General features: G+C 52.4%; 19 protein-coding genes and 2 pseudogenes. 12 read left to right on the top strand and 9 right to left on the bottom strand.

Going from position 1 to position 23,618, the window contains the following annotated elements:
* Window positions 1-6 precede the first annotated feature (6 nt).
* Window positions 7-1,350: a putrescine-ornithine antiporter gene (potE, locus tag ACQR3R_RS07435; protein ID WP_428271358.1), complete on the top strand. Its 1,344-nt coding sequence runs from the start codon at window positions 7-9 to the stop codon at window positions 1,348-1,350.
* Window positions 1,351-1,378: 28 nt separating this feature from the next.
* Here the strand turns inward: potE and ACQR3R_RS07430 are convergent.
* Window positions 1,379-1,837: pseudogene (locus ACQR3R_RS07430) on the bottom strand (SDR family NAD(P)-dependent oxidoreductase); the annotation flags it as partial.
* 48 nt (window positions 1,838-1,885) lie between these two features.
* Entirely contained in the window at window positions 1,886-2,872 is a 987-nt protein-coding gene (locus tag ACQR3R_RS07425; RefSeq protein WP_428271357.1) for a tyrosine-type recombinase/integrase, read from the bottom strand.
* A gap of 181 nt (window positions 2,873-3,053) precedes the next feature.
* Between ACQR3R_RS07425 and ACQR3R_RS07420 the strand changes: the two genes are divergently transcribed.
* Entirely contained in the window at window positions 3,054-4,061 is a 1,008-nt protein-coding gene (locus ACQR3R_RS07420; protein ID WP_428271356.1) for a DNA-binding protein, read from the top strand.
* A 448-nt stretch (window positions 4,062-4,509) separates the two neighbouring features.
* On the opposite strand, the gene ACQR3R_RS07415 is transcribed toward ACQR3R_RS07420, so the two are convergent.
* Window positions 4,510-4,842, bottom strand: a complete 333-nt coding sequence (locus ACQR3R_RS07415) for a hypothetical protein (protein WP_428271355.1) — start codon at window positions 4,840-4,842, stop codon at window positions 4,510-4,512.
* 970 nt (window positions 4,843-5,812) lie between these two features.
* On the opposite strand from ACQR3R_RS07415, the gene ACQR3R_RS07410 reads away from it, so the two are divergent.
* On the top strand, window positions 5,813-6,505 hold the full coding sequence (locus ACQR3R_RS07410) for a M24 family metallopeptidase (protein WP_428271354.1): 693 nt from the start codon (window positions 5,813-5,815) through the stop codon (window positions 6,503-6,505).
* Window positions 6,506-6,709: 204 nt separating this feature from the next.
* Here the strand turns inward: ACQR3R_RS07410 and ACQR3R_RS07405 are convergent, their stop codons facing one another.
* Window positions 6,710-7,147, bottom strand: coding sequence for a GNAT family N-acetyltransferase (locus tag ACQR3R_RS07405; RefSeq protein WP_428271353.1), 438 nt, complete (start codon window positions 7,145-7,147; stop codon window positions 6,710-6,712).
* Between the two features lie 747 nt (window positions 7,148-7,894).
* On the opposite strand from ACQR3R_RS07405, the gene ACQR3R_RS07400 reads away from it, so the two are divergent.
* Window positions 7,895-9,022 carry an ATP-binding protein gene (locus ACQR3R_RS07400; protein WP_428271352.1) on the top strand — a complete coding sequence of 376 codons (1,128 nt, stop codon included), beginning with the start codon at window positions 7,895-7,897 and terminating at the stop codon, window positions 9,020-9,022.
* A 623-nt stretch (window positions 9,023-9,645) separates the two neighbouring features.
* Here the strand turns inward: ACQR3R_RS07400 and ACQR3R_RS07395 are convergent.
* Complete coding sequence (locus ACQR3R_RS07395) at window positions 9,646-9,870, bottom strand: hypothetical protein (RefSeq protein WP_428271351.1); 225 nt, start codon at window positions 9,868-9,870, stop codon at window positions 9,646-9,648.
* A gap of 114 nt (window positions 9,871-9,984) precedes the next feature.
* Between ACQR3R_RS07395 and ACQR3R_RS07390 the strand changes: the two genes are divergently transcribed.
* The 4 genes from ACQR3R_RS07390 (at window position 9,985) to ACQR3R_RS07375 (ending at window position 13,798) form a co-directional block, all read left to right on the top strand.
* The gene (locus tag ACQR3R_RS07390) at window positions 9,985-10,767 is read left to right on the top strand and encodes a DUF4253 domain-containing protein (protein WP_428271350.1); all 783 of its coding nucleotides are present in this window, start codon (window positions 9,985-9,987) and stop codon (window positions 10,765-10,767) included.
* Window positions 10,768-10,891: 124 nt separating this feature from the next.
* A complete protein-coding gene (locus ACQR3R_RS07385; RefSeq protein ID WP_428271349.1) occupies window positions 10,892-11,320 on the top strand; it encodes a translesion error-prone DNA polymerase V autoproteolytic subunit in 429 nt (142 codons plus the stop codon).
* A complete protein-coding gene (gene umuC, locus ACQR3R_RS07380; RefSeq protein ID WP_428271348.1) occupies window positions 11,307-12,587 on the top strand; it encodes a translesion error-prone DNA polymerase V subunit UmuC in 1,281 nt (426 codons plus the stop codon). Before ACQR3R_RS07385 ends, umuC begins: the two co-directional genes overlap by 14 nt.
* Before the next feature lie 740 nt (window positions 12,588-13,327).
* Window positions 13,328-13,798 (top strand): histone-like nucleoid-structuring protein, MvaT/MvaU family, encoded by a 471-nt coding sequence (locus ACQR3R_RS07375; RefSeq protein WP_428271347.1) that lies wholly within the window; start codon window positions 13,328-13,330, stop codon window positions 13,796-13,798.
* Between the two features lie 112 nt (window positions 13,799-13,910).
* On the opposite strand, the gene ACQR3R_RS07370 is transcribed toward ACQR3R_RS07375, so the two are convergent.
* A complete protein-coding gene (locus ACQR3R_RS07370; protein WP_428271346.1) occupies window positions 13,911-14,591 on the bottom strand; it encodes an HAD-IA family hydrolase in 681 nt (226 codons plus the stop codon).
* A gap of 311 nt (window positions 14,592-14,902) precedes the next feature.
* Here ACQR3R_RS07370 and ACQR3R_RS07365 point away from each other — a divergent pair.
* A pseudogene (locus tag ACQR3R_RS07365) lies at window positions 14,903-16,006 on the top strand (DUF2252 family protein); the annotation flags it as partial.
* A 582-nt stretch (window positions 16,007-16,588) separates the two neighbouring features.
* Here ACQR3R_RS07365 and ACQR3R_RS07360 read toward each other — a convergent pair.
* A complete protein-coding gene (locus ACQR3R_RS07360) occupies window positions 16,589-18,895 on the bottom strand; it encodes an FdhF/YdeP family oxidoreductase (RefSeq protein ID WP_428271345.1) in 2,307 nt (768 codons plus the stop codon).
* A 519-nt stretch (window positions 18,896-19,414) separates the two neighbouring features.
* Here ACQR3R_RS07360 and ACQR3R_RS07355 point away from each other — a divergent pair.
* From ACQR3R_RS07355 to ACQR3R_RS07345, 3 genes are read left to right on the top strand one after another with little or no spacing between them, the layout of a single operon-like run.
* The gene (locus tag ACQR3R_RS07355) at window positions 19,415-20,209 is read left to right on the top strand and encodes an ATP-binding protein (RefSeq protein ID WP_428271344.1); all 795 of its coding nucleotides are present in this window, start codon (window positions 19,415-19,417) and stop codon (window positions 20,207-20,209) included.
* Window positions 20,206-21,720, top strand: coding sequence for an ATPase domain-containing protein (locus ACQR3R_RS07350; RefSeq protein WP_428271343.1), 1,515 nt, complete (start codon window positions 20,206-20,208; stop codon window positions 21,718-21,720). The genes ACQR3R_RS07355 and ACQR3R_RS07350 overlap by 4 nt, the downstream gene beginning before the upstream one ends.
* 2 nt (window positions 21,721-21,722) lie before the next feature.
* Entirely contained in the window at window positions 21,723-22,088 is a 366-nt protein-coding gene (locus tag ACQR3R_RS07345) for a response regulator (RefSeq protein ID WP_428271342.1), read from the top strand.
* A 565-nt stretch (window positions 22,089-22,653) separates the two neighbouring features.
* Here the strand turns inward: ACQR3R_RS07345 and ACQR3R_RS07340 are convergent.
* The gene (locus tag ACQR3R_RS07340) at window positions 22,654-23,151 is read right to left on the bottom strand and encodes a short chain dehydrogenase (protein ID WP_322268546.1); all 498 of its coding nucleotides are present in this window, start codon (window positions 23,149-23,151) and stop codon (window positions 22,654-22,656) included.
* 84 nt (window positions 23,152-23,235) lie between these two features.
* Complete coding sequence (locus tag ACQR3R_RS07335; protein ID WP_259495827.1) at window positions 23,236-23,460, bottom strand: hypothetical protein; 225 nt, start codon at window positions 23,458-23,460, stop codon at window positions 23,236-23,238.
* Window positions 23,461-23,618: the final 158 nt, after the last annotated feature.

The raw sequence follows: 23,618 nt of genomic DNA, 5'->3' as shown, positions 1-23,618 counted from the left end.
TCAAATATGGGAACTATCGTGAAGAAGATGAGCGTGGTGCAGCTCACCGTGCTGACGGCCATCAACATGCTGGGGTCGGGTATCGTCCTGCTGCCGTCCAAGCTTGCGCAAGTGGGCACGATATCGATTTTCTCGTGGATAGTGACGGCACTCGGTTCGCTGGCCCTGGCCTATGCCTTCGCCAAGTGCGGGCGTTTCAGCCGCAAGCCTGGCGGTATGGGAGGGTATGCCGAATACGCCTTTGGTCGCTCCGGCAACTTCATGTCCAACTACACCTATGGCGTGTCGCTGCTGATCGCCAACGTAGCCATCGCGATTACCGCGGTAGGGTATGCGACGGAGTTGTTCCATGTGACGTTGACGCCTATCGGCGTTGCGGTAGCTACCGTAGTGCTGCTGTGGTTGACCACTATCGCCAACTTCGGCGGCCCGCACATTACCGGCCAGATCGGCAATGTCACCATCATGGGCGTCATCATTCCGGTGCTGGGGGTTTCGATACTGGGCTGGTTCTGGTTCGACTCATCGCTGTACGTTGCCGCCTGGAACCCACACGACATGCCGATTTTCCATGCGGTTGGCGCATCGATTTCGATAACCCTGTGGGCCTTTCTTGGTCTCGAATCGGCGTGTGCGAACACCGACGCCGTGGAAAATCCAGAGCGTAATGTGCCGATCGCAGTACTGGGCGGGACGATCGGTGCAGCGGTCATCTATATCGCGTCGACTAATGTGATCGCCGGGATTGTGCCGAACATGGACCTTGCCGCCTCCACCGCGCCCTTCGGGCTGGCGTTCGCCACCATGTTCACCCCACTGATAGGCAACATTGTCATGGGGCTGATGATCATTGCCTGTATCGGTTCGCTGCTCGGTTGGCAGTTCACCATTGCCCAAGTGTTCAAAAGCTCGGCCGATGTTGGCTATTTCCTGAAGATCTTCGCCAAGACGACCAAGTCCGGCACCCCCATCGTCGGCATGCTGGTGCTGGTGGTCTGTCAGAGTGTTTTGACGCTGATGACCATCAGTCCGGACCTGAGCAAACAGTTCGACATGATCGTCAACCTGGCGGTAGTGACCAATCTGGTCCCGTACTTGATGTCGATGGCCGCTTTGATGACGATTCAGAAGGCGGCTGGTGTCACTCCTCGCAAGGCCTTGCTTACCAATGGCATTGCCTATGTCGCGGCTGCGTATAGCTACTACGCGCTCTATAGCTCCGGTGCCGATGCAATGATGTTGGGCGGTATTGTCACCATGCTCGGATGGACCCTGTATGGGACTGTCAGCCGTCGATTTATGACGGTCGATGCCCCAGTCGTGGAAGCTCAGTGGCCTCAGAAGGTGTAGTCAGTAAATTCGATTTGTCTTTGGTACGTCACCCAAGAGAAGTCCTCTGAACAGACCTTGCCAGTGGGCTACGTGGCATACTGGCTAAGTCTGAGCGACGGGGCGGCGGTCCGCCGTGTACGTGATTCCTGGGCAGGTGGGGCTGACGCTGAAGCCGCGCAGACCGTATTTGCTGGCCTTGTAAGCTGCGGAATAGGGTTATGCGACCCAACTCCCGAGTGAAAGGGTATTGAACAAAACGCGGCGTTTTTTGCGCCTTGAAGTAAGGCCAGACCACATAGGCACCGCGCAGGTAACCGAGCATATCCGTTTGCAACACCTCCTCACGAGCATCAAGTGGCGTTTCCTCGAAATCGCTCACCGCACCGACACCTGGATTGTTAATCCAGATGTCGATGCGCCCATCACCAAAAGTGACGGCTTGATCTGCTAAAGCCTGCATTTGTTGGCTGTTCGTCACATCAGTTCGGACGGGTAGGGCTACCGAGCCAGCTTCGCCATGGCTTCCAAGTGGCTATGGCTACCCATATGAGCCTCATCGGGCCCTAGGGGTAGCCACCGTCAACGCTTGCTCTTGGGGAATCGCTGATGAAGTAAGCGGCTGACTTATCGCCAACGCCCCGAAGGAATCTGCCGTGTCGATGTAGCGCATAGCGGACTTCATGTCCTTCCAGCCGACGTACGTCATCAGCGCTTTGATATCCCACCCATTCGCCGCTGCCCAGGTGGCGAAACCACGACGCAGCGAGTGGCTGGTGTACAGATCGCCAGTCACACCCGCGCGATTAAAAATTCTTCTCAGCAGTGGAATCAGGCTGTTGGCGTTAAAGCCGTCTTCAGCCAGATGCCCCCAACGATCGAGCTTTCTGAAGACTGGGCCCTGCACAATGCCGGCGACCGTAATCCAATTAATGTAAGCCTGGGCAGGACAGAGCTTCTTCAAGGCGGGTGTACGAAAAGACGTGCCACGGTGCTGGCGATCGCCTTTGCTGTGCGGCAGGTAAAAGGTGATGCCCACGCCGGCTTGCGCCTGGGTGTGTTCTACCTGCAAGCGTGACAGCTCATCACCGCGAAACCCCCGCCAGAACCCGATCAGAACCAAAGCCAAATCACGCCGACTACGCAGTAGGCCTTCCAGATCCTGGCGGGCGGCCGCTTGCGCAGCCTCTTGCTCCATCCACTGAGCGGCTTGCTCCAGGTGTTGCAGGAGTAGGGGAGTGGCTTGTTTTTCCGGGGTGGGATGCAGCGCGCGGATGCCCTTGATCATCTGACGCACATTGGGGGTTTTAGTGGGATCAGGGAATCCCTGCGTGATGTGCCACTGAGCCAATGCGGCCAAGCGCTGCTTCAGCGTGTTGATAGCGTGCTTGTCGGCATACTCGGCGAGGTAACGCACGATGCCATCCCCTGTCGCCGGCAAGAACCCGCCCCAAGTCACTTCGAAGTGCTCCACCGCGGCACGATAGCTGATGCGGGTGTTTTCCCGGGTGCCAGCCTGCAGGTAACGATCAACCTTGTTCATCTCGACCCTTCTGCGCGAAACGTACCTTTTCCGGCGACGGAGAAGGCCAAAACCAGCCATATGATGCGATAACGCTCGATTATTTTATCAAATAATCACTCTTATATTATTCTTTTTATAGCAGTAAAGTGCTATGTATATACGTGGTATGTAAAACAGTACGTAATCGTAGGAGAGAAAAATGGCACGCGGCGGAATTAACAAGGCGATTGTCCAGAAAGCCAGGGAATCGCTGCTTGCTCGGGGAGAGAATCCGAGCATCGACGCTGTGCGCATCGAGTTGGGAAATACCGGCTCAAAGACAACTATTCACCGTTATTTGAAGGAAATCGGAGATTTTGACCCTCGACCGCGAGCCTCTAGAGATCGGCTGAGTGATGAATTGACCGAGCTTGTTGCCGGCCTTTTAGAGCGAATGATGGAGGAGGGAGGCGAAGCTCTTGCATACGCCCAGGCGCGCTTCGACGAGCAGCGCAGCGAGCTGGAGCAAAAGCTCGATGGCTTGAGTGCCGAACTCACATCATTGCAGCGTGAAGTGGATAGTCAAAAAGGAGCGTTAGCACTTCAAGCGGATGAGTTGCAGATTTGTCAGACAAGCCTGCAAACCGAGCTTACCCGCAATGCCCGCCTGAGCCAAAATTGCAGCGACTTGGAAATTCGCGTGCAGGAGAAGGATGAGCAGATCCGCTCTCTGGAAGAGAAACACCTTCATTCCCGAGACGCTTTGGAGCATTACCGCAATGCAGTCAAGGAACAGCGAGATCAGGAACAGCAACGGCACGAAGGACAGGTGCAGCAGGCTCAGGTTGAGCTGCGCCAACTTCAGCAGACGTTGATGGTCAAGCAGGACGAACTGACTCGACTGAACAGAGATAACGAGCGCTTGCTGAGTGAGGCTCGACAGCAGGCCAAAGCTGCGGCGACGCATGAAGATGCGGCGGTTCGATTGGCCAGTGAGATTGCCGCCATGAAGACAGCAGTTGCCAAGGCTGACGGTGCGAAAGAAGCGCTTCAAGAACAGCTTGGTATGTCGCGAGCGGAATCCAAGCGGTTTGAGGAAGGCCTTTCACGGGCAAGTGCGCAACTGGTCGAAGCCACGAGGTTGTCGTTGCACTATTCAGCGGAGCTCACTCAGCTACGACAAGCCGCGGGTCATCCGCACACTGACAATGAAAGCTCCACGAGATAAGGCCAGAGGAGAGTTAAATTGATCGCATTTGACGCGGTGTGCCGCGGTTCGGTTGCAAGCACTCTCGACCTCAAATATGCGCATGAGCGCCTAAGTCAGATGGTTTTTTCGAACGATTGTTCGGGGCCACTGAAGCGCGCCGGGCGACTCAAGTCTCAAGCGAAGAAGGTGGCTCCCAAAATGAGCAGGGGGAGTCTTGATGCGTATAAGGGTAAAGAAACGCCGCTGTGAATTTCTAGGTATTGTTTTGAGTTGCATACTAAGTACACATTCCGCGTTCGCTTGCACAGTGCTGTAACTGTAAGCGACCATCACATATCAGCGATGGTAATTGGGCATAAATTGCGACGGCGACAGGCCTGGATTCCCCATCCTAGAGAGATCGTTCGGGTCGGCTACCAAATGAAAGGCGTTCCACGCCCAGCCCGCAAGCCTCGTGAAAATTCTCTTACATCGACTTGATCGAAACCACTTTCACAAATCGGAATTTTTTCTTGGCCGCCCTAGTAGCTTCTTGCTCGGCTAGCAGGGTACTTAGCGTATCGGCCTCATGGACCATCTCGTGCGTCTCACCTTCAAATTCATTGCCCACTCGAAGCGTGACTCTCAGCCTGGGTGTAAATGTTTTCGCGACTTTCTTTTTCTCTGCCACTTTCGCCGGCTGTGTGATCACGATATCCGAGACAGGCATTTGCACAGGAGGCTCACTGCATTGCGGAGCTTGCTCGCTACCACCGAACAGCGCCCGGCGCATTTCTTCTTCAGTTAAATCTGGATTCATGCCAATTCTCAGAGGAGTGTTATGAGTTGCTAGTGCGATTCTATCAGCATGGCGAATTTATCCAGTCGAGAGTCCCGTCTGCTCAGGTCTAATCCCTTGCAACCACGGCTGGAGGATTTAGGTTCGCCATTTATCGATACGGCTACGTGAGGCCGAACCACTGCTGACTGGGCGACGGATAGCACACGTAACTTTTGACGTGTTCATATCCGCCGCGACTTGCCGCTCCCGAGACTTTCCTTGAGGGGGAGCCTCCATAATCGAAGGACCACAACCCAAACAGACATTCGAGAAAGGCAGAAATTGGCTAATATTTGCCTGTCGCCACTGCTATCGCTGGGTCGAAAGGCGCCTGTTAGGAAGGGCTGCAACCGCCCCAAGCAAACACTGTGGCGTCAATGTTGCTGCATCGAACGATTCAATAGGTCGCCTCGCAAGCTGTATGCTGACTTGCTGATTCAAGACATAGGTAGAGGGCAGCAATGAAGATCACGGGAAGAGTCGAGATCGAGACAGTCATTGACGTCTTGTGTGATGCATGCAGCAGTTCCACGCGTTCGGAGAATGGCGGACTTCAATACGCCACTCTCCACGCTCACTGGGGTTATGGCACCAGACATGACGGCGAGCGGTATGAGCTGCATCTCTGTGAGGACTGCTTCTTCAAGACTATTGCTTACCTCAAGCAGGAACGGCGGACCGAGAATTTGTTCAGCGACACAGCTGCTGACGCCCCTGATGATTTTGGCTTGGTCGCAAGGGACGATTTCTTCGGAGACGAGGGGAATCGTTAGGCCGTCCATTGTTTATCCGTCCGCGTACCACTCCCGAACAACAAGCACTTAGGGAAAGCGACTGCTCTTTGGCCGTTTCTGCCTGCGGTGACCGACTGAAAACGGCCATTAGCTGACGTTCAATTTTGCTCAAACGCCTGCTCCATCATCCAAGGACGACGATAGAGGCTTCACTTATGCCAGCACCACGCAACGTACTTGTACAGACAGCAGCGAAATCTGTCCTGGCGCAGCTCGTTGACTTAATAAAACCAGACTTAACCGAGTCTTTGATCGCGAGAATTGCAGCTGATTTACTGAGAAAATCAGGGTTTCCCGATACCTGGTATTACGATTGTCCGGCATTCGTACTACTCGGATCGCGCAGTTCGATTTCTGTGTCAGGTCGAGACTATCAACCAAGCAGCGAAAAAGTGGGTCTGAATAATCTTGTGACCGTCGACCTCAGCCCCCGATCAGGGAGTGATTGGGGCGATTGCGCACGCTCATTCTATATCGAGGATGGTGTGTGTCGATCAGTGCCGCTCGGTGATGAATTTACTCGAGGGCATGAAGCAGAGCGCAGTCTGCATGCCCTCATGCTACGAACGGTCAGTCCTGAAACCACTTTCAATGAACTGTATGAGTTGGCGAATGAGTCAATAATCGATATCGGTTTCGAAAATCTCGATTTTCTTGGCAGCGTTGGTCACAGCATCTGCGAGCAGCGCGATCAAAGGCTTTACATTGAATCGGGTAACAAACGAAAGTTAGGCGAGGTGGCCTGCTTCACATTCGAGCCACATATCCGGATCAGAGACGGTAAGTGGGGTTACAAGCATGAAAACATTTACTACTTCGACGATGATGGCGTCGCTTGTGAGTTGTAAAGGACTCCCACCGCTGTCGATCCATAAATGAGGCTGTTTTCTGAGACCATAGGTCGGTAATGACACGTGACAAATGCCTGTTTCTGGCCGTTTTCTGTCCGTCGCGAGAGGCAGAAAACGACCCATAGCGGACTCTGACCAGCATTTGGTTAAGGGGGGCTTTAGTCCGTCCCATTGAGCGAAGTGAACGATTTGAACTAGTTGTTATGCATGTTTTACTAGCCGTTTCTTTAAATGATACAGGTTAGTCCCGATTGGGCGGTCCTCAAGAACACCATAAATCACATACCCATGCCGCTCATAGAACTTTTTAGCATCAACGGTTTTTAAGAATGCTACTACAGCCCCATTGTTGGCACCAATCGCTTCTGCTTTTTCCAAAAGCATAGATCCTACTTTTTTACCGCGATGAGATTCCTTAACCCAAAAGGTGTCAATTTCTAAGCCATCCCAGTAACAATTACAGCTTATTGCACCGATGTAGTCGCCTACTTCATCGTGTGCAATCACCATAAATATTTTATCTTCCGATTCTGTTGGTAGATTTGGATATTGAATTCGAAGATATTCTGAAAACCTATTATTCAGAACTCCTTTATCCTTTTCTGTTGGAGAACCCAACACATCAATCTTGATTTCCACTTTATTGCTCCTTAGATTCAACTTTTAGGTGCCGAACGGCTTTTGGCACAACATTCCTTGTTCATGCGTAATCCCTTGAGCAATCAAAAAAATCGACGTTTTAAACGCGACATTAAGAAGGGGGGGCGACATATTACTTTACACATTACTGACGTATTAACTGCGTGTCCATGGTCTGCTTTTGGCCGTTTGTTGCCCATCGTGACAGCCGACAAGACTTTTTGGTATTCCGTGTCCACCTTCAACCGAGCCTCCACCATCCCGCCCACCTAGCACCTATTACTGGGAAAAGTACCCCCCACTTTTGGGCATTGTGGATAAGGGAATAGAAATCTACCGAAATGTAAAGTGCCCACTTCGTTGCTGTGAGAGGGGGGAGACCAGATGTTAATAGGTGGCTTGGATATTGCTCTGATGCTCCTACTGACCGATTAATGAGTTAAAGGAGATAGAGCCTTGTGGAAATATCCTCTGCTTCTTGTCATGACGCTTGGAATAGAAACCCTTGCAATCGGATGGGCTTCGAGCGTAATCGTTCTGCTCTGGGTGGTGCGGTGACCTTCCAGCATTGAGATCACCCGTGCTTTGGATCGCCTGAATGACTGCACCGGCTGAACGCTGCCTGCCGCGACCGGCTGCAAACGACCCAAGATAGGTACGCCCGGTAGCGTAGTCTGGTATTTCGGTCGTCCGTTCACTGCTTAAGCTCGTTGTTCGGATAATCCACTTTCATAAAGGGGGCAAAAAATGCGCCTAGCTGATTTCATCCAACAAAACATGGAACCAATCCTTCAGCAGTGGGAGGACTTCGCCAAGACGCTGACCCCGGCCGCTGAGGGGATGGATGCGATGGCCTTGAGAGATCACGCAGAGCACATGCTGCGGACTATTGCCGCTGATCTCCAAACCCATCAGAGCCCTGAAGCAAGGATCTTGAAATCTCACGGAAATGCGCCTCGATCGAACAGTATCACCTCAGCAGAATCACACGCGGACATTCGACATGCTTCGGGCTTTACCATTGGACAGGTGATCGCAGAGTACAGAGCCCTGCGTACCAGCGTGCTTGCGTTGTGGCTGCCGCCTGACCATGTGTCCAAGGATCAAGAAGTTAACGATGTCATTCGATTTAACGAAGCCATTGACCAGGCGCTCGCAGAGTCTGTGGTGACATACGCCACTGCTGTAGAGACAGCGCGAAACGTGTTTCTTGGCGTACTCGGTCACGATTTGAGAAGCCCGCTCGGTGCCGTATTACTCAGCGCTGAGGTTCTTTTGCGCGCTGGGGATCTCCCGCCAAAGCCTACCAAGAATGTTTCGTGTATTTATACGAGTGTGAAGCGATCTATAAAAATAGTGGGTGATCTTCTAGATTTCACCCGCACTCAGTTAGGATCGGGAATTCCAGTTCGTATGGAACACGGCGATCTGGTTCAGACCTGTAGGGGAATGGTAGAAGAAGCTAAAGCCTACCACCCAGATCGACAGGTAGATTTGATGACGGAAAACACCCTGCCATGGTTGTTTGATAAATCTAGGATGGAGCAGGTGATCGCCAATCTAATTGGGAACGCGATTCAGCACGGTGAGGCCGACACTCCAATCACAGTCACTCTAAAAACCGTTGATGGATTTGCCTTGTTGTCTGTCCATAATGCTGGACTTCCAATTGAGGAAAACGCAAAGCCGGGCCTCTTTAACCCGTTGATTCGCCATCTACAAGGCGGCGTCGAGTACGGCGCCGAAGCGGGGCTGGGGCTAGGGCTCTATATCGCTTCAGCTATCGTAAGCGCCCATCACGGTAACATTGAAGTCGAATCTGAAGCTGGTAGCGGTACCACTTTCACCGTCCGTCTTCCATCGATAGTCACTTAGGTGGCATGGACGAAGCTCTGCGGGTGAGTGCCGTCCATGGGGAGTCAGCGGTCTGTCATGAGCGACCGCTATTGACCGAGGCTGTGTAAAAACGTTTTTCAGCGCGACAGGTACTCAAAACCGGACTGGAAATCGCACTTCTACGCAAAATCCACATCTGCTGACGTGCCGATAAATTTCAGAGTTAACATAGACGCGCACACCTCAATTTTGGCGAAGCGTTTTTACACACTCTGGGCCGATAGCTGTCGGTCGTTCCGTAGGCAGCACGCCAACTATTGCACTAGCAGTATTGGCCCGAGGAGGGGGTGAGTAAGGTTTATCTAGGCGCGCCCGTCTGAATGTAAACCAGCCGGGTCAGTCATGGGATTGCCCTCGTCTTTTCGGACTTACCGCCATGAGTTTTCTAGTGTCCCACCTTCATCCGGGGCGTGGTTTACTACCATTGGCGCGGTTGAGCTGCCGACGCTTGGAACGACCCGCTATGCCTGTAGGCCTACCTGTATCTACTCATTGGGAAGGCACAGCGCAATGGATAAGACGATCACCGTCAATCAACTGGCTACCACCGACCTAAGATCAATCAACGAATATGGCTCGTCGGGACGCATACCCAGCTATGCCTATGGCGTGGCGAACAGGTCTTCACCCACGAGATGATGAGTGAGGGCACCCACGATCAGAATGTCCGACGCCTGTGCTTGCAGTTGGTCAACTCTGACGATCAAGCCGCCGTGGCCAGCGTTGAGGTAATTGTGCGCGAGCGGCTGAAAAAGATGGGGAAGGAGGGTGAGTTTTATCCCGCTGAGGAGGTGGACACTCATCAATAAAAAAGGGATACCGGCCATTCATGGGGAGTCAATCCGAGGCCTGTTGTCGTTTGTAAGCAATCTTCATATGATCATTTTGGAACGCTTAAGATTGCTCACTCACTCCAGTAACGACAAGGAGCAGACCAATTTATGGATATCGAATTTCGCGGCAATGGAATGCGTGAGAACCCGTCTGTAGGTACATGTGATGAGTACGGCGTGAGCGGGATTGCCAGCTTTGACGATCTGACCGAAGCTCGTTGTAAGATTGCTGCGTCGCACCCGGGCTTTAAACCTTTGTTCTCGCTAGATGACCTTCACCAAGCCCGCTACACCTCGGGGCATGCGCGCAATAATTTAGGGATGGACGATGCATCGGAGCAGGACATAGCGGGCTTACCTCCAGAGTGCTTCGAGAATGGTGAATACATAGGCTATCCGACTACGAAAGCGGAGTTTGCAATCTGCCTTCGAAATTTCACAAACCTGGTTGCAACCACGTCCTTCGAAGATGCTTGCGCTCATGGATTGACGCTTGATGAGCAGGCCCTGCAAGAGTGGATCGGTTATCAGAACAACCCCATCTCCCTTCTAGATCAGCCCCTTTCCGCTCTCCTGGTGCCCGTTCAACAGTCTTGCCAGGCAGTCGCGGCTTTTCCGAATGGCTATTTCACTTCCGACTTGGATCCTGCGAAAAACTTTGCGGTTGCGCGTCATTTTTCAGAAGCGCATGGCTATGAGTTGATGGGCGTAGGTGCTTCTTACATCGGCTTCATTCGTGCTGAGCCACCTGATACATCCCTAGCTAAGGTGGTAGCCAAAGACTTCTGTGCGCTCTACAACACTGGCGATGAAGAGCTACAAGCACGCATTTCTGCAGTCGCGCAGGCGATCACCGATAGGACGTATCTGTGGATCCGTTACGTGGAATGAGCTCCGTGCGCAGCAAAAGCCCGGCTGATTAATTACCTCCGGTCGGCTAGATACACACAATATTTGACCGCAATCCCACCTCAACGGTTAACTGTACGAACATACAGTATTTGGCGTTTGCATTATGGTCACCATACTTGGGCCGCTTTCCAGTAACGGCATCCAGCTTCCTTTCTACTCCTACCGCGTGCCTGCAGGATTTCCTTCGCCTGCCGCAGATCATCTTGAGCAAAAAGTCTCGCTGGATGAGCTTCTGGATCTGCGTGCTCCGCATATGTACCTGGTGCGGATCGAAGGGGACAGCATGGTCGGTGCCGGTATTTTTCCGGGAGACCTGGCAATCGTCGATAGATCTCTGGAGGTTGAGTCGGGCCACATCGTGATTGCAGCGGTAGATTGTGAGCCCGTGTGCAAGCGTCTCATCAAGGAGAGTGGCCAGATCGTTCTTAAGTCAGAGAATCCTAAATATCCTTCGCGTTACATGATGGAAGGTGAAGAGCTTTTGGTTTGGGGCGTTGTCATGTACAGCGTGCACAGCCATGAAAAAGCCTGAGCCCGCGTTTGCACTGATCGACTGCAACAGTTTCTACGCTTCCTGCGAACGGGTCTTCCGGCCTGACCTGCGCAACACGCCAATTGTCGTCCTCAGTAATAACGATGGATGTGTGATCGCCCGAAGTTACGATGCTAAGCCATTCGTGAAAATGGGCGAGCCGTACTTCCAGATTAAGCAAAAGCTTAAGCAACACGGCATCGTCGCCTTCTCGTCGAACTATGCGCTGTACGGCGACATGAGCCAGCGCGTTATGACTGTCATCGAGTCGCTGGTGCCTGCTGTGGAGGTCTACAGCATTGATGAAGCATTCGCAGACTTGTCTGGCGTTCCTGATGATTTAGAGGGTCTTGGTCGTCGCATACGGGCTCAGGTATATCGCAGCACAGGTATTCCCGTTGGGGTAGGTATCGCAGGTACGAAAACTCTGAGCAAGCTCGCCAATCATGCCGCCAAAAAATGGCAAGCGCAGAGTGGTGGGGTGGTCGATCTCCGCGATCAAACCAAGCGTCACTGGGTGTTGAAAAAATGCCCGGTGTCAGACGTATGGGGTGTGGGTCGCAAGATGACTCTGCATCTACAAAGCATGGGTATCAATACGGCGTGGGATCTCTCGCTAGCTGACCCCACTACGCTGCGTAACAAGTTCAGTATCGTCATCGAGAAGACAGCTCGCGAGCTTGCTGGCACATCATGTTTGGAGCTTGATGAGCCTGATCCGCCCAAGCAGGAGATTTGTTGTTCAAGGATGTTTGGGAAGCGGCTGACTGAGATCGCACCGATACAGGAGGCCGTCGCTACTTACATGATGAGAGCCACCGAAAAGCTTCGCGCTCAGAAATCACTCTGCAAGAGAATTCGAGTGAGTATTCGCACGGGCATGTTCAACCCTGAGGAGGCGAAATATGCCAACGGTGTTCTGGTCGAGCTCCCATACCCTACCGACGATGTTCGCCTGTTGACGAAGACTGCAGTTGATGCCGTGGAGAGCGTTTTCCAACCTGGTTTTAAGTACAGCAAAGCAGAGGTGCTTCTGGTTAATCTCTGCCAGAAAGGTGAATACACCGACGATCTTTTTTCCATCTCCCAACCTGAGGCTACCGAGAAAGTCATGGGTGTTCTGGACGCGATCAATGGAAGGTGGGGCAGGGGGACGATGCGTTTGGCAAGCGTGCCTACCGATCCAGATTGGGGAATGCGAAGAGAGATGATGAGCCAAAGTTTCACGACCCGTGTTGATCAGCTGTGGACTGTTTACTGCCGGTAGTTCGAATTGCCATCGGCTTTTGGACGGCACAGGAAGAGTATGTCGACATCACGGCCCGGCTCGTGAGCGCTACGACAAGATTAAGCGGTAACCGCTAAATATCTGGAGGGCTCACGGCGCTGAGTGACAAGTACCAGTCGGCATAGGGTGTATTGGCAACCTGCTTTCTATTGACGTCAGGGCTCCCATCGTCCCACCAGACAGGCCCACGCTCTCCGAGCTCAGTCTTGGCCTTCCGAACCTTTGCCCTGGCCGCAGATAGCTGGCCAGCATCTCCAGAGGCTTTAGCTGCCTTCACCTCACGACGCGCAGCCATCAGGTCATCGACAAGGCGCTGCCGAATGTGTGCGGGCAACAATGGGTTGGTGCAACGCCAAAGCTTGCCTTTGACTACGAAGTAGCGACCGTCTGGAGTCGTCGGATACATGTTTGGGGTTTCCCTATTCGTGAACTCCCCAGCTGATATCTGCTCAAGCTATCTCTGAGGTATAAGTTTTGAGTGGTGCGGAACGAAAAGGGCTCAGTACGTAGGAGAATGTTTACAGCGGGCATCAGCGACAGTTTCGTCCTGAACAAATGGATAGTGCCGACGTGTGATTCGCTGCATACCCCCACAACATGGAAATTATTATTGCCGCCCATGCGGCAATCATGCTGACGATGATCATTGCAAGGCTCATAAACTTCTCCCTTTGCTTTGTCGTCTTCTGATTCTCCTAGTAGGTGACCTTGTGCCGCTTGTGAAATTCAAATTATTGGTGGATATCGAGCTGCCTGATCCGGATGTTGATGCAAGTTTCTCTTTTTGGTGTACCGTTAGAATACTAATCCAGAAGAGGTTTCCCATGTCCAAGCTCGCAGAATTCCGCCAACTTGAAAAACATCTCGCCGAACAACTTGCAGCACTTGAAACCTTGAAAGGGGATGCTGGCCTTAAGCAGGAAATCGAATTCGAAACGAAGCTTCGTGCTTTGCTGGCCAAGTACGGCTATAGCCTGAAAGACATCGTCAATTTGCTTGATCCACATGCCGGTCGCAAAGCACCTGCGGCAGAGCAAAAATCCGGCAGCCGCAAACCTCGCCAAGTGAAGATTTACAAGAATCCTAAAACTGGCGAAGTCGTGGAAACCAAAGGTGGCAACCACAAAACTTTGAAAGAGTGGAAGGCGGAACACGGTTCCGACAAAGTCGAGTCCTGGCTGACCAAGTGAGTTTGGTTTGAGTACAAAAAGGCCCGTGAGGGCCTTTTTTTATATCGATGTATAGTCGGTCTCAGGCTGTTGGCATTTCGGTTATCACTTGCATCATAGGCGCTCAACTGCGCTAGGGGCTCGGACGGGAGGCAACCTCATCAAGGTGCTGCAGCAGGGCCAGTGGATCTTCGTAGACTCTGAGTGCCCCTGCACGCTCGAGCTCACCCGTGTCGTAGCCACCAGAAAGCAGCCCTATACCTGTAGCCTTACATCGTCTGGCGGCAAGCATGTCCCAGATGGCATCGCCAATCACTAGGCATTCTTCGATGGGCACAGCGAGTTTGCTTGCGCCCGCGAGGAACAGGTCTGGATCGGGCTTGCCAGATTTGACGTCATCGCGGGTGATGAGAGTGACGTCCGCGATGTCGAGACTTAGTGCCTTGAGATTTATTGCTGCGGTATCCATCCCTCCGCTTGTAGCAATACACCACTTGAGCTGGTCGTGGTTCAGGGTATCCAAAAGCTCGACGGCGCCAGGGAGAGCGCTGATCTGACCCTGCAGATCCTTATACGCTGTGGCATGTTTATCACTAAGCCTTTTAGCCTGATCTGGATTGATCTGCAGTCCGGTTTCACGGGCTAACATCTTAAGCATCAGCCCACCGCTCATACCGATCTTTCTGTGAATGCGCCACATGGCCAAGGGAATGCCTTCTGAATCCAGTGCAGTTTTCCACGCAAAGACATTCTGGTAAACGCTATCAGTCAGGGTGCCATCCAGATCAAATATGAATGAGGTTTGCAGGCGCATGCGTGTCACCTCCTTAAAGTAAAGTTCAAGCGTTCGATGACCAGCGCGGTCTATCGATAGAAGCCCTGAGTGCTCAACAGTTCAGGATATTTACAGCGTATTTATGCGTGCCCGATGCGGCACAACCGCGCCAGGGATAGCCCGAATGGATCATTTTGATGCGCTGTAATATTTTGAAACATTTGAGGGTTCGCGGGAGTCAACAGGTTTCAGCCCTCTAAGAATTTCTCATGAAAACCCCGCGTCCATCCGCACGACTTGAACCACTTGCTCAGCTTAGAAATTTGAAGATGGCTTGATCTGCTCACGCCTATGTGCGAGGGAGCACTATTCAGTTTTATGAATGGCTACATAGTCAGTCGGGGAGGCGTCTCCCTAGTGGGCCGCCCGTTTGGATTTGTGGGGATTGTCACGCTGGAAACCTTGGGCCGACTGGTGATTTGAAGGGCCGGATTGATATCCATATTCGCGATCTAGATCAGACCGTTATTGGCAATCCAGCACACGACCTGGTCAGGCTTGCTTTGTCATTAGCAACGGCAGCCCGTGGGGCTGATCTGCCTGGCGTCGCGACTGCTCGAATGCTTGAAGAAATGATGCGTGGGTATGAGCAAGCGTTCGTAGACGACGTAGATACAGAGCCACCTAGACCTGCTCAGGTTAACGCTGGTATGCGTAACGCGGTGCAAAGGACGTGGAAGCACTTAGCAAAAGAGCGCATTGAGGACACTCGTCCCACCATTCCCTTGGGTAAGCATTTTTGGTCTCTTTCCCGAGCTGAGCGTGATGCTCTAAAAGCACTTTGCGCCACCTCTGAAATCCATACCCTGGTTACCTCACTCAAAGGGCGGTCGAAAGATGACCCTGTCGAAATGCTCGACTCTGCGTATTGGGTAAAAGGTTGCAGCTCGCTGGGCTTAAAGCGGTACGCAGTGCTGTTAGGAGTGGGTGATGAAAACGATCAAGAATTTTGCCTGCTAGATATAAAAGAGGCAATCAGTGCAGCAGCTCCTCGGGCAGCCAGAGCTGGAATGCCAAGAGATAATGGTAAGCGAGTCGTCGAGGGCGCTCGTTTTCTTTCGCCCGGCTTGGGAAATCGGATGCTGGCGACACGTATGCTAGATCATGGATTTTTCATTCGCGAGCTGCTGCCTCAAGACATGAAGCTGGAACTGGATCAGTTGAGCCAACGAGATGCAATGCTTGCGGCCGGTTACCTGGCGAGAGTGGTTGGAATTGCTCACGCAAGGCAGATGGACATGGCTACTCGGTCTTCTTGGATTGGCGACCTGCAAGCTTGCCGATCAAAGACACTCGATGCACCTTCTTGGCTTTGGTCGAGCGTTGTTCAGTTGGTCGGAAGTCATGAGAGAGGTTACTTGGAGCACTGTCGTCGTTATGCGCTTGAACATTAATTGAAGGGTCGGGTGTGGTAAGTCTTTGCAAAATCGCACGTGCCGCGTCAACTCGATGTGGCTGAACCTGGCTAGGGGGCTCGCCATTAATAACAGACCTTCACGGCGCTGATCTTTAGACCTTTTTGCGCCCGGGCAACGGTTCGCCGCGCGTTGCTCCCACTACGTCTACGCCGCCACCTCTTTTTCCGAAGTCGTAAACAAGGTCATTGCTGTTCATCTCGCTTTCGTCCCTTGGTCGTTACTACAAATGTCGTGGGAATGGATCTCGAAATTTCTGTGAGAGATACCGATGGCCGTCCTTATTTTCTACCAGTTCGAACATGCGTCCTCTGGATACAAAAAAACCGCGCACTGAATTCGCCGCTTTGTGCTTTGCAAACGACCAGGCGGAATTTCTCTGTCTAGATGATGAACGGCTCGGCAATGCATAATTATTTGGGCGGGGTGGCGTGACCTATGAATGGAGGCAGGCCGCTCAGATTTTCAGCAAACCCGACTGTATTCAGTCCAGATTCTTTAGACCGTATCCACAAACCCGACCAGCGTCATATGTATGGGCAACCATTGCGCGCAAATTCCTCAGTAGAGTGGTACTGAACTCATCCGCACCGGCACCGATTTAGCCGCTGGCACCTTGCTGCGCTCGGCATGGTGCCAGAGCGGTACGAGCGAATTACATTCTGGATAGTAAGCAGCGGCACAACCTTCTGGAATGTCATAGGCAACGATTTCGAATGGCCCTACTTGACGCTTCACTTCAGGTTCTACAGCCGTGGTGATCAACACTCGTTCTCCGACTTCAAATCCCAGCCGAACGATATCGTTGAGGTGCATGAAAACCACCTCACGCGTACCGCTGATACCGCGAAAGCGATCCTCGTATCCGTAAATGGTGGTGTTGAACTGGTCGTTGCTGCGTAACGTCATCAGTTGCAGTACATCGCGCGGCATGACTTCGGGTGTGGTGTCGTCATCTTCGTTGAGAGTGACTGGGGTGATGAATTGAGCCTTGCCACTTTTAGTCGACCACTCCCGCCTGGCGGCAGCGATGGGCCGATGAAATCCACCTGGTTCCGCCATGCGGGACTCCATGTCATGGAAGATTGCCGGATAAATAGTACTGATGGCCGTCCTGATCTTTGAGTAGTCGTCGCACCATGCCTGCCAATCGATTGAATGACCAGCGGGAAGGGTGGCCAGAGCCAAGCCAGCGACGATGCTGGTTTCTGCTTTTATGTGTGGGCCAACCGGTTCGGCATTGCCACGCCATCCGTGGATGCAGCCGGTGCTGTCCTCCGTGGTATAGGTTTGCTCTGTCCCATTCTGCCTATCGATTTCAATCCGTCCCAGGCACGGCAAAAGCCAAGCGTTGTTTGCTGGAATTAAGTGAGTGCGATTAAGTTTGGTTGCGATCTGCACGTTCAGTTCCAACGTCTGCCAAGCGGGTTCCATTCGTGCCGTGTCGGGAATAGCTCGCAGAAAATTGCCACCCAAGCCAATGAAGCCTCGTACTTCACCGGCCAGAATGCCTTCACAGGCGTCGACAGTGCACAGTCCCAATTGCTGCGGCACCTTGAAACCGAAATGCTGCTCGATCAACTCGGTGGGTACTTTTTTAGGGTCTTCAGTAATGCCTACGGTGCGCTGACCTTGGACGTTAGAGTGGCCCCTTACCGGGCAAACACCGGCACCGGGCTTGCCAATGTTTCCGCGCATCAGCAATAGATTTACCACCATCTGCACGTTCTCAACGCCGTGCCGATGCTGGGTCAAGCCCATTCCGTAAATCATCATCACCCGTTTGCTACGTGCATAAGTGGTAGCCGCCGCTTCAAGTGCGCCGCGACTCAAACCAGATTTACGTTCGATGTGCTGCCAATGATGAGTGCGAACTGAGGTCGCGAAAGCCTCGAAACCTTCGGTGTGCTTGGCAATGAAGTCGTTATCGAGAATTGAATTGCCGCCATCTCGTTGCGCGTCATCGTCAAGTTCTAGCAACGCCTTTGCAATGCCGATCATAGCTGCGGTGTCACCACCGATGGCGACCTGGTGATACTGGGTGCTGATGACAGTAGATTCTGGCGTCAGCATCTCTGTGGGTGACTGCGGGTTAACGAAGCGCTCTAGCCCTCGTTCACGTAACGGGTTGAAGGTGATAATGGGGACGTTACGTTTGCGCACGTCCTGCAGCTGATGAAGCATCCTCGGAGCGTTGCTGCCGACGTTCTGGCCAAAGAAAAATAGGCAGTCGGTGTGGTTGAAATCATCCAGCGTGACTGTACCGACCGGCACACCGATGCTTTCTTGCAAACCCACAGACGTGCTTTCGTGGCACATATTCGAGCTGTCGGGCAGGTTGTTGGTGCCATAAGCCCTGGCGAATAACTGGTACATGAACGAGGTTTCCAGGGAGGCACGGCCCGAGGCATAAAACACCACACTGTCGGGCTCCATAGTTTTTAGCTTCGCACCAATATCGCGGTACGCTTCTTCCCACGTAGTATCCCGATACCGATCACTCGTCGAGTCGTATCGCATTGGGTGGGTAAGCCGACCTTGTTGCTCCAGATCATAATCCTGCCATTGCCGAAGCTCACTCAGGGTGTGGTTGGCAAAAAAAGCAGGGTCGGTTTTTTTCGATGTCAGCTCCCATGCAGTTGCCTTGGCACCGTTCTCGCAAAACTCCAATGCGTGTGGGTGTCCTGGCTTCGCCCAAGCACAACTGACGCAGGCGAAACCATCCGGCTTGTTCTGCTTTAGAAGGGCTTTGGGAGCCTTGGAAAATGCTTGCTCACGCCAAAGTATTTTCATCACGGAGTTCGCGGATCCCCAGCCACCACTTGCATGTCTATATGGTTTGAAATGGGCTTTTGGATGAATGAGCATTGGCGGCTCCGGAAAGCTTATCGGGGGATGTTGGTATAGTTAAGACGAATGGCCGCAAGGAATGGTTCGAGTGGATGTGAGGGGTATCAATCAATTTGGCGCGAGTGCTGGATGTCACGCAGTGAGCTCAATGTTGAAAAATAGAGCCACAGGATCCGGATACATCGAGGATGTCCAGCGTCACTGATGTCGAGCTCCGACGGAATGCACTGGGCCTATGTAACCAGCACGCCGTTGTCGGTGTCGCGCTCTGGCAAGGCCATAAAAATCTCACCAGCCGTCAGCATGACCTTCCTGCAATCATCTTCGTTCTTACCGAAAATCTTGCAAAATGAATTTAACCAATGGCTGCGCATCCTATAAAGCTATAGACCCGTCGGTTGTGAAAAATAGCGGCTTAACCGACATACTGGTAGTAGGTTCGACTATGCTAGGGGCTTGACGTCGTCGACCCAAAGTGTGCCTACCTGAAATTCTGCAAGCGGAGCCTCGCTTAGTCGATTATCGGAATAAAATGCCATGCCATCCGATTGCCCAAGCCCTGATGAGCTTCGCATCCGCAATGCGGAATTGATGGAGGAAAACGTCAGGCTGCATGAGGCAATCGCGTCTCGCGATGCTTTTCTTGCAATTGCCGCTCACGAGCTTCGAAATCCGATGACACCTATCTTTGGCAGGGTGAGTCTTCTGCGCCACATGATTGGCAAACCTGACTGTTCAATGGATAAGATTGAGAAAAGCCTTGGGCAGATAGAATGGCTTATTTCGCGGTATATCCAGCGGGCGACCACGCTGCTCGACATATCGCGAGTCACTACCGGACATCTCAAGTTCGATCCAGCCTTGGTCAATGTTTGCGGACTCATCCAGGAGATAGCTGAAAGCGTTCGTCCTCTTGCTGAGCATGCGGGTTCGAGCCTGGTACTTCAGCTCCAACCGGGAGGATTGGCCATTCTTGGTGACCGGCTGTCTTTGGAACAGATAATCGACAATCTGATCTCAAACGCGGTCAAGTACGGAGGTGGAACGCCGATTTTCATCACTGCGACTGCAGATTTCGAAAACGACACTGCTGTTATCTGCGTCCGCGATAACGGGCCAGGTATTGCACCTGCCGATCAAAATCGTATTTTCGAGCGTTTTGAAAGAGCGGTGCGACCAGCCGATCATGTAACAGGTTTTGGCGTCGGTTTGTGGATTGTGCGTCAATTGACAGAAGCGATGGGTGGCACAATCACCGTGTACTCTGAACCAGGCGTGGGTTCGGCTTTTACTATTACGATGCCTCTGCAACTAGCGAAGGACACAAAATGAACACCCCTGTTTTATCAAAAGAGTCGGAAATTAAGAGATTGCCAACGGGCATTTCGGGACTCGATACCATCTTAAATGGTGGTCTTATGCAGGGAGGGATTTACATCATCCAAGGCGACCCCGGCGCGGGTAAGACGATCCTGACGAATCAGATCTGCTTCCACCATATTTCCGAGGTGGAAGGTAGTCGAGCACTGTTCGTTACCCTACTCGCCGAGAACCATGCTCGGATGATGAGTAATCTGCGCGGACTCTCCTTCTTCGATCAAAGTCGCATTCCCGATGGACTGACCTATCTCAGCGCCTTCAACGCGCTGCGGGAGGATGGCACCCAAGGGCTCACAACTCTCCTGCGCCGTGAAATACTACGCGGCAGATGCTCGTTGCTGGTGATTGACGGGTTAGTCTCGGCGCAAACCACTGCGAAATCTGATCAAGCGTTCAAAGAGTTTATTCACAGCTTGCAGGAAATCGCGCTCGCAACCGATTGCACCATGATCATGACGAACAATGCGGGTATGGACGAGGTATCACCCGAGCAAACAATGGTGGATGGGTTAATAAGGCTAAGGGAGCAAAATTACGGTTGGCGCTCAGAGAGCGACCTGCAAGTGACCAAATTTCGTGGTGGCGCGTTTCTGCGAGGACGTCACGCATACAAGATTACGGATGCAGGTTTTGTCGTGCACCCCCGAATAGAAGCATTGCTTGGGCGCCCCTCTCAGAAGGAAACCCTAATAACCAAAAGAGCATCGACCGGACTCGCTAGGCTGGACGAGATGCTTGATGGAGGGCTTCCTGCTGCGTCAACGACCATGGTCATGGGGCCATCAGGAGCAGGAAAGACAACAATTGGTCTGCACTTCCTATCTGAGTCATCAGAAGATGAGCCTGGCCTAATGTTCGGGTTTTATGAAACACCCGAACGCACTCGGGCCAAAGTCGAGATGATGAGCAAAAACTTAGCCAATATGATCGACGCTGGCACCGTTGAAATCATGTGGCAGCCTCCCACGGATGACCTGCTTGACGCCTACGGAGAAAGATTGCTGGCGGCCATCCGACGACGCGGAGTCCGTCGACTGTTCATAGACGGGCTTGGAGGCTTTACCAAGGCAGCAGTTGAGCCAGCAAGAATGGATCATTTTTTCACCGCGCTGGCTAATGAACTGCGGGTGCTAGGCGTAACGACTGTTTATTCTTTGGAAGTACCTGACATCTTGGGCCCGGCTATTCGAATACCTGTCGATGATATCTCTAGCATCGCTGAGAATATGGTGCTGTTACGTTTCGTCGAAGTACGCTCCAGTTTGTACCGGCTGCTCTCAATTTTGAAAGTGAGAAACAGCAATTTCAATCCGTCCCTACACGAATACACCATCACTAATTCCGGGCTAGTCATCAACGATACATCCGAAACTGCCGAAACCATCCTGTCACAAGTCGGCCCGACAGCGGAGCAGATCACAGTTGCAAGTTCGGCTGCGCCGCAACTGAAAGGCAAGGCCTAATTATGGCTATCGTCCTGATCGTCGATGATGAGTTTGGTATAGCCACCCTCCTTGAGGACGTACTTGAGGATGAGGGCCATCGTTCGATCCTCGCGGCTAACGGACGGCAAGCATTAGAAAAAGCGGGCGAAACGCGTCCAGATCTGGTGATCACCGATTTTATGATGCCGGTGATGGACGGGGCTGCGCTAATTGCCTCCCTGTCCAACCATCCAAAGCTTAAGACAATACCCATAATATTGATGAGTTCCTTGCCCGAGCCTACTGTGGCGGAAAGATGCTCTGGCTACGCTTCATTTCTGCGCAAGCCTTTCAAAATCTTGGAAGTCATAGATTTAGTTGAAAAGTTGCTTGCAAAAAAAAATTGAGCGCAGTGCGTATCATACGACTTCGATTGCAATCGATATCTGCTTGCAATCATGCTCTTGCGGTGGGGGCGTGTGGAAGGCGATTGTGTTGATAAAGTCGGTCTGCCAGCATTGAGTACAAAAAAGGGCCCTTGAGGGCCTTTTTTTGTTAGCCGCCTGTGTTAATTAGATATCGACCTTGAGCCGGAAATTAATCAGATTCAAGAAGCGAGCTGAACCACTCAGCATAGGGTGAATTGGTGACCTGGCGCATATTGAAGTCTTGCCTTCCATCTGTCCACCAAACAGGGCCCCGTTCCCCGAGCGCTACCTTGGCTTTTTGTACGTTTCCCCGAGCTAACTTCACCTGCGAGGCGTCTCCCGAAGCCTTTGCTTTCTTAACGTCACGTCGAGCTGCCATAAGCTCGTTTACAAGACTCTGCCGCTCATCGTCTTTCAGTGCAGGATTGGAACATCGCCACAGCTGTCCTTGGACAACGAAGTAACGACCGTCTGGGGTCACTGGATGCATTACTTCTCTACGACCTTTCAAAGGGCACTTCTCCAGAGAATTCACGAAGTACGACTACCTCAGCTTTCGGGTAGGAAGGCGTTTAGCTTGTTTGACCCCAAACAGTATTCCCAGGATCAGTGCAGCGCCCGCCGCCAGGAGTATTGGGTAGGGATGTTTACCTGACATCCGGATGCCCTCAGCTCCGTGTTGATCGCTTGTCGGAGCATGTCGTTCTCCTGATGCCGGTGGAGTAAGACTGATCGGAATGTCAGAGAGATCGATCTCTGCTTCGTACTGCATTTCGTTTAACGGCAAACGCGCACCGTCCGCGAGAATCAGGGTGAGGTCTTCGACAGTGCCGGCAAGTCGATCGGGAAATACTGGCTCACCCGTGGGATCAAGCTCATCGTAATAAAACTGCTGTCCTTCCAGCCAACCTATGGCCGTCATCAATTCGGGGCAGAGGTAATATTTCCCGTCGAGGAAGAAGCCTGGGAAATGTCGTGTGCGTCCGAGACTTTTTACGATGTAGCGCTCGCCTGCCTTCATACCGGTTGCTGGGTCAATCATGATGAAGTCCTCAGATTCGCTGGTGTTGCGATAGAGGATGGGGTCTGGCGCAACGTTCCATCGAGATGACTGAAAGGCTGACGTTTAAGCGTAGGATTGACGTAGGCGCATGATGGCATCTGTGATGCCTTGAGCATTCTTGTCGAGCGTTTCCATCGATGCGATTGCATTGGCGGCGATGTGTTCCGCTCCGCTTTCAGAGAGCCAGTTGGTTACCTCTTCAATGGCCGCGCAGATTGCATGTTGGTTGTGAAGTAGCAGTGTGAGAGCGTCTGCTGCTGCTATGTTCGCTTCAGAGCTATCTGGCATGGGGATCTTCCTTGAGCTTTCGATGAGGCTTGAGCTTTCGATGAGGAAAGCCTAGCTGAACCGTCGTCTTTCAGTGAGCTCTTGGTGCAATGAGCAGGCATAGTCATGGACATAAGCCCAAGCTCACAAGGCGTTATACTGGTGGCTCACTGCTAACC

Origin of the sequence: Gordonia sp. IEGM753 (assembly GCF_050321825.1) — a bacterium.
Classification (GTDB): Bacteria; Pseudomonadota; Gammaproteobacteria; order Pseudomonadales; family Pseudomonadaceae; genus Aquipseudomonas.
Note: the sequence above shows the minus strand (reverse complement) of the source record. Positions and strands in the feature narration are given on the sequence as shown.

Excerpts from the sequence above, each read along its gene's own strand:
- potE (WP_428271358.1), top strand. The coding sequence starts at position 7 with ATGGGAACTATCGTGAAGAAGATGAGCGTGGTGCAGCTCACCGTGCTG.
- ACQR3R_RS07425 (WP_428271357.1), bottom strand. The coding sequence starts at position 2,872 with ATGAACAAGGTTGATCGTTACCTGCAGGCTGGCACCCGGGAAAACACC.
- ACQR3R_RS07420 (WP_428271356.1), top strand. The coding sequence starts at position 3,054 with ATGGCACGCGGCGGAATTAACAAGGCGATTGTCCAGAAAGCCAGGGAA.
- ACQR3R_RS07415 (WP_428271355.1), bottom strand. The coding sequence starts at position 4,842 with ATGAATCCAGATTTAACTGAAGAAGAAATGCGCCGGGCGCTGTTCGGT.
- ACQR3R_RS07410 (WP_428271354.1), top strand. The coding sequence starts at position 5,813 with ATGCCAGCACCACGCAACGTACTTGTACAGACAGCAGCGAAATCTGTC.
- ACQR3R_RS07400 (WP_428271352.1), top strand. The coding sequence starts at position 7,895 with ATGCGCCTAGCTGATTTCATCCAACAAAACATGGAACCAATCCTTCAG.
- ACQR3R_RS07395 (WP_428271351.1), bottom strand. The coding sequence starts at position 9,870 with ATGGCCGGTATCCCTTTTTTATTGATGAGTGTCCACCTCCTCAGCGGG.
- ACQR3R_RS07390 (WP_428271350.1), top strand. The coding sequence starts at position 9,985 with ATGGATATCGAATTTCGCGGCAATGGAATGCGTGAGAACCCGTCTGTA.
- ACQR3R_RS07385 (WP_428271349.1), top strand. The coding sequence starts at position 10,892 with ATGGTCACCATACTTGGGCCGCTTTCCAGTAACGGCATCCAGCTTCCT.
- umuC (WP_428271348.1), top strand. The coding sequence starts at position 11,307 with ATGAAAAAGCCTGAGCCCGCGTTTGCACTGATCGACTGCAACAGTTTC.
- ACQR3R_RS07370 (WP_428271346.1), bottom strand. The coding sequence starts at position 14,591 with ATGCGCCTGCAAACCTCATTCATATTTGATCTGGATGGCACCCTGACT.
- ACQR3R_RS07360 (WP_428271345.1), bottom strand. The coding sequence starts at position 18,895 with ATGCTCATTCATCCAAAAGCCCATTTCAAACCATATAGACATGCAAGT.
- ACQR3R_RS07355 (WP_428271344.1), top strand. The coding sequence starts at position 19,415 with ATGCCATCCGATTGCCCAAGCCCTGATGAGCTTCGCATCCGCAATGCG.
- ACQR3R_RS07350 (WP_428271343.1), top strand. The coding sequence starts at position 20,206 with ATGAACACCCCTGTTTTATCAAAAGAGTCGGAAATTAAGAGATTGCCA.
- ACQR3R_RS07345 (WP_428271342.1), top strand. The coding sequence starts at position 21,723 with ATGGCTATCGTCCTGATCGTCGATGATGAGTTTGGTATAGCCACCCTC.
- ACQR3R_RS07340 (WP_322268546.1), bottom strand. The coding sequence starts at position 23,151 with ATGATTGACCCAGCAACCGGTATGAAGGCAGGCGAGCGCTACATCGTA.
- ACQR3R_RS07335 (WP_259495827.1), bottom strand. The coding sequence starts at position 23,460 with ATGCCAGATAGCTCTGAAGCGAACATAGCAGCAGCAGACGCTCTCACA.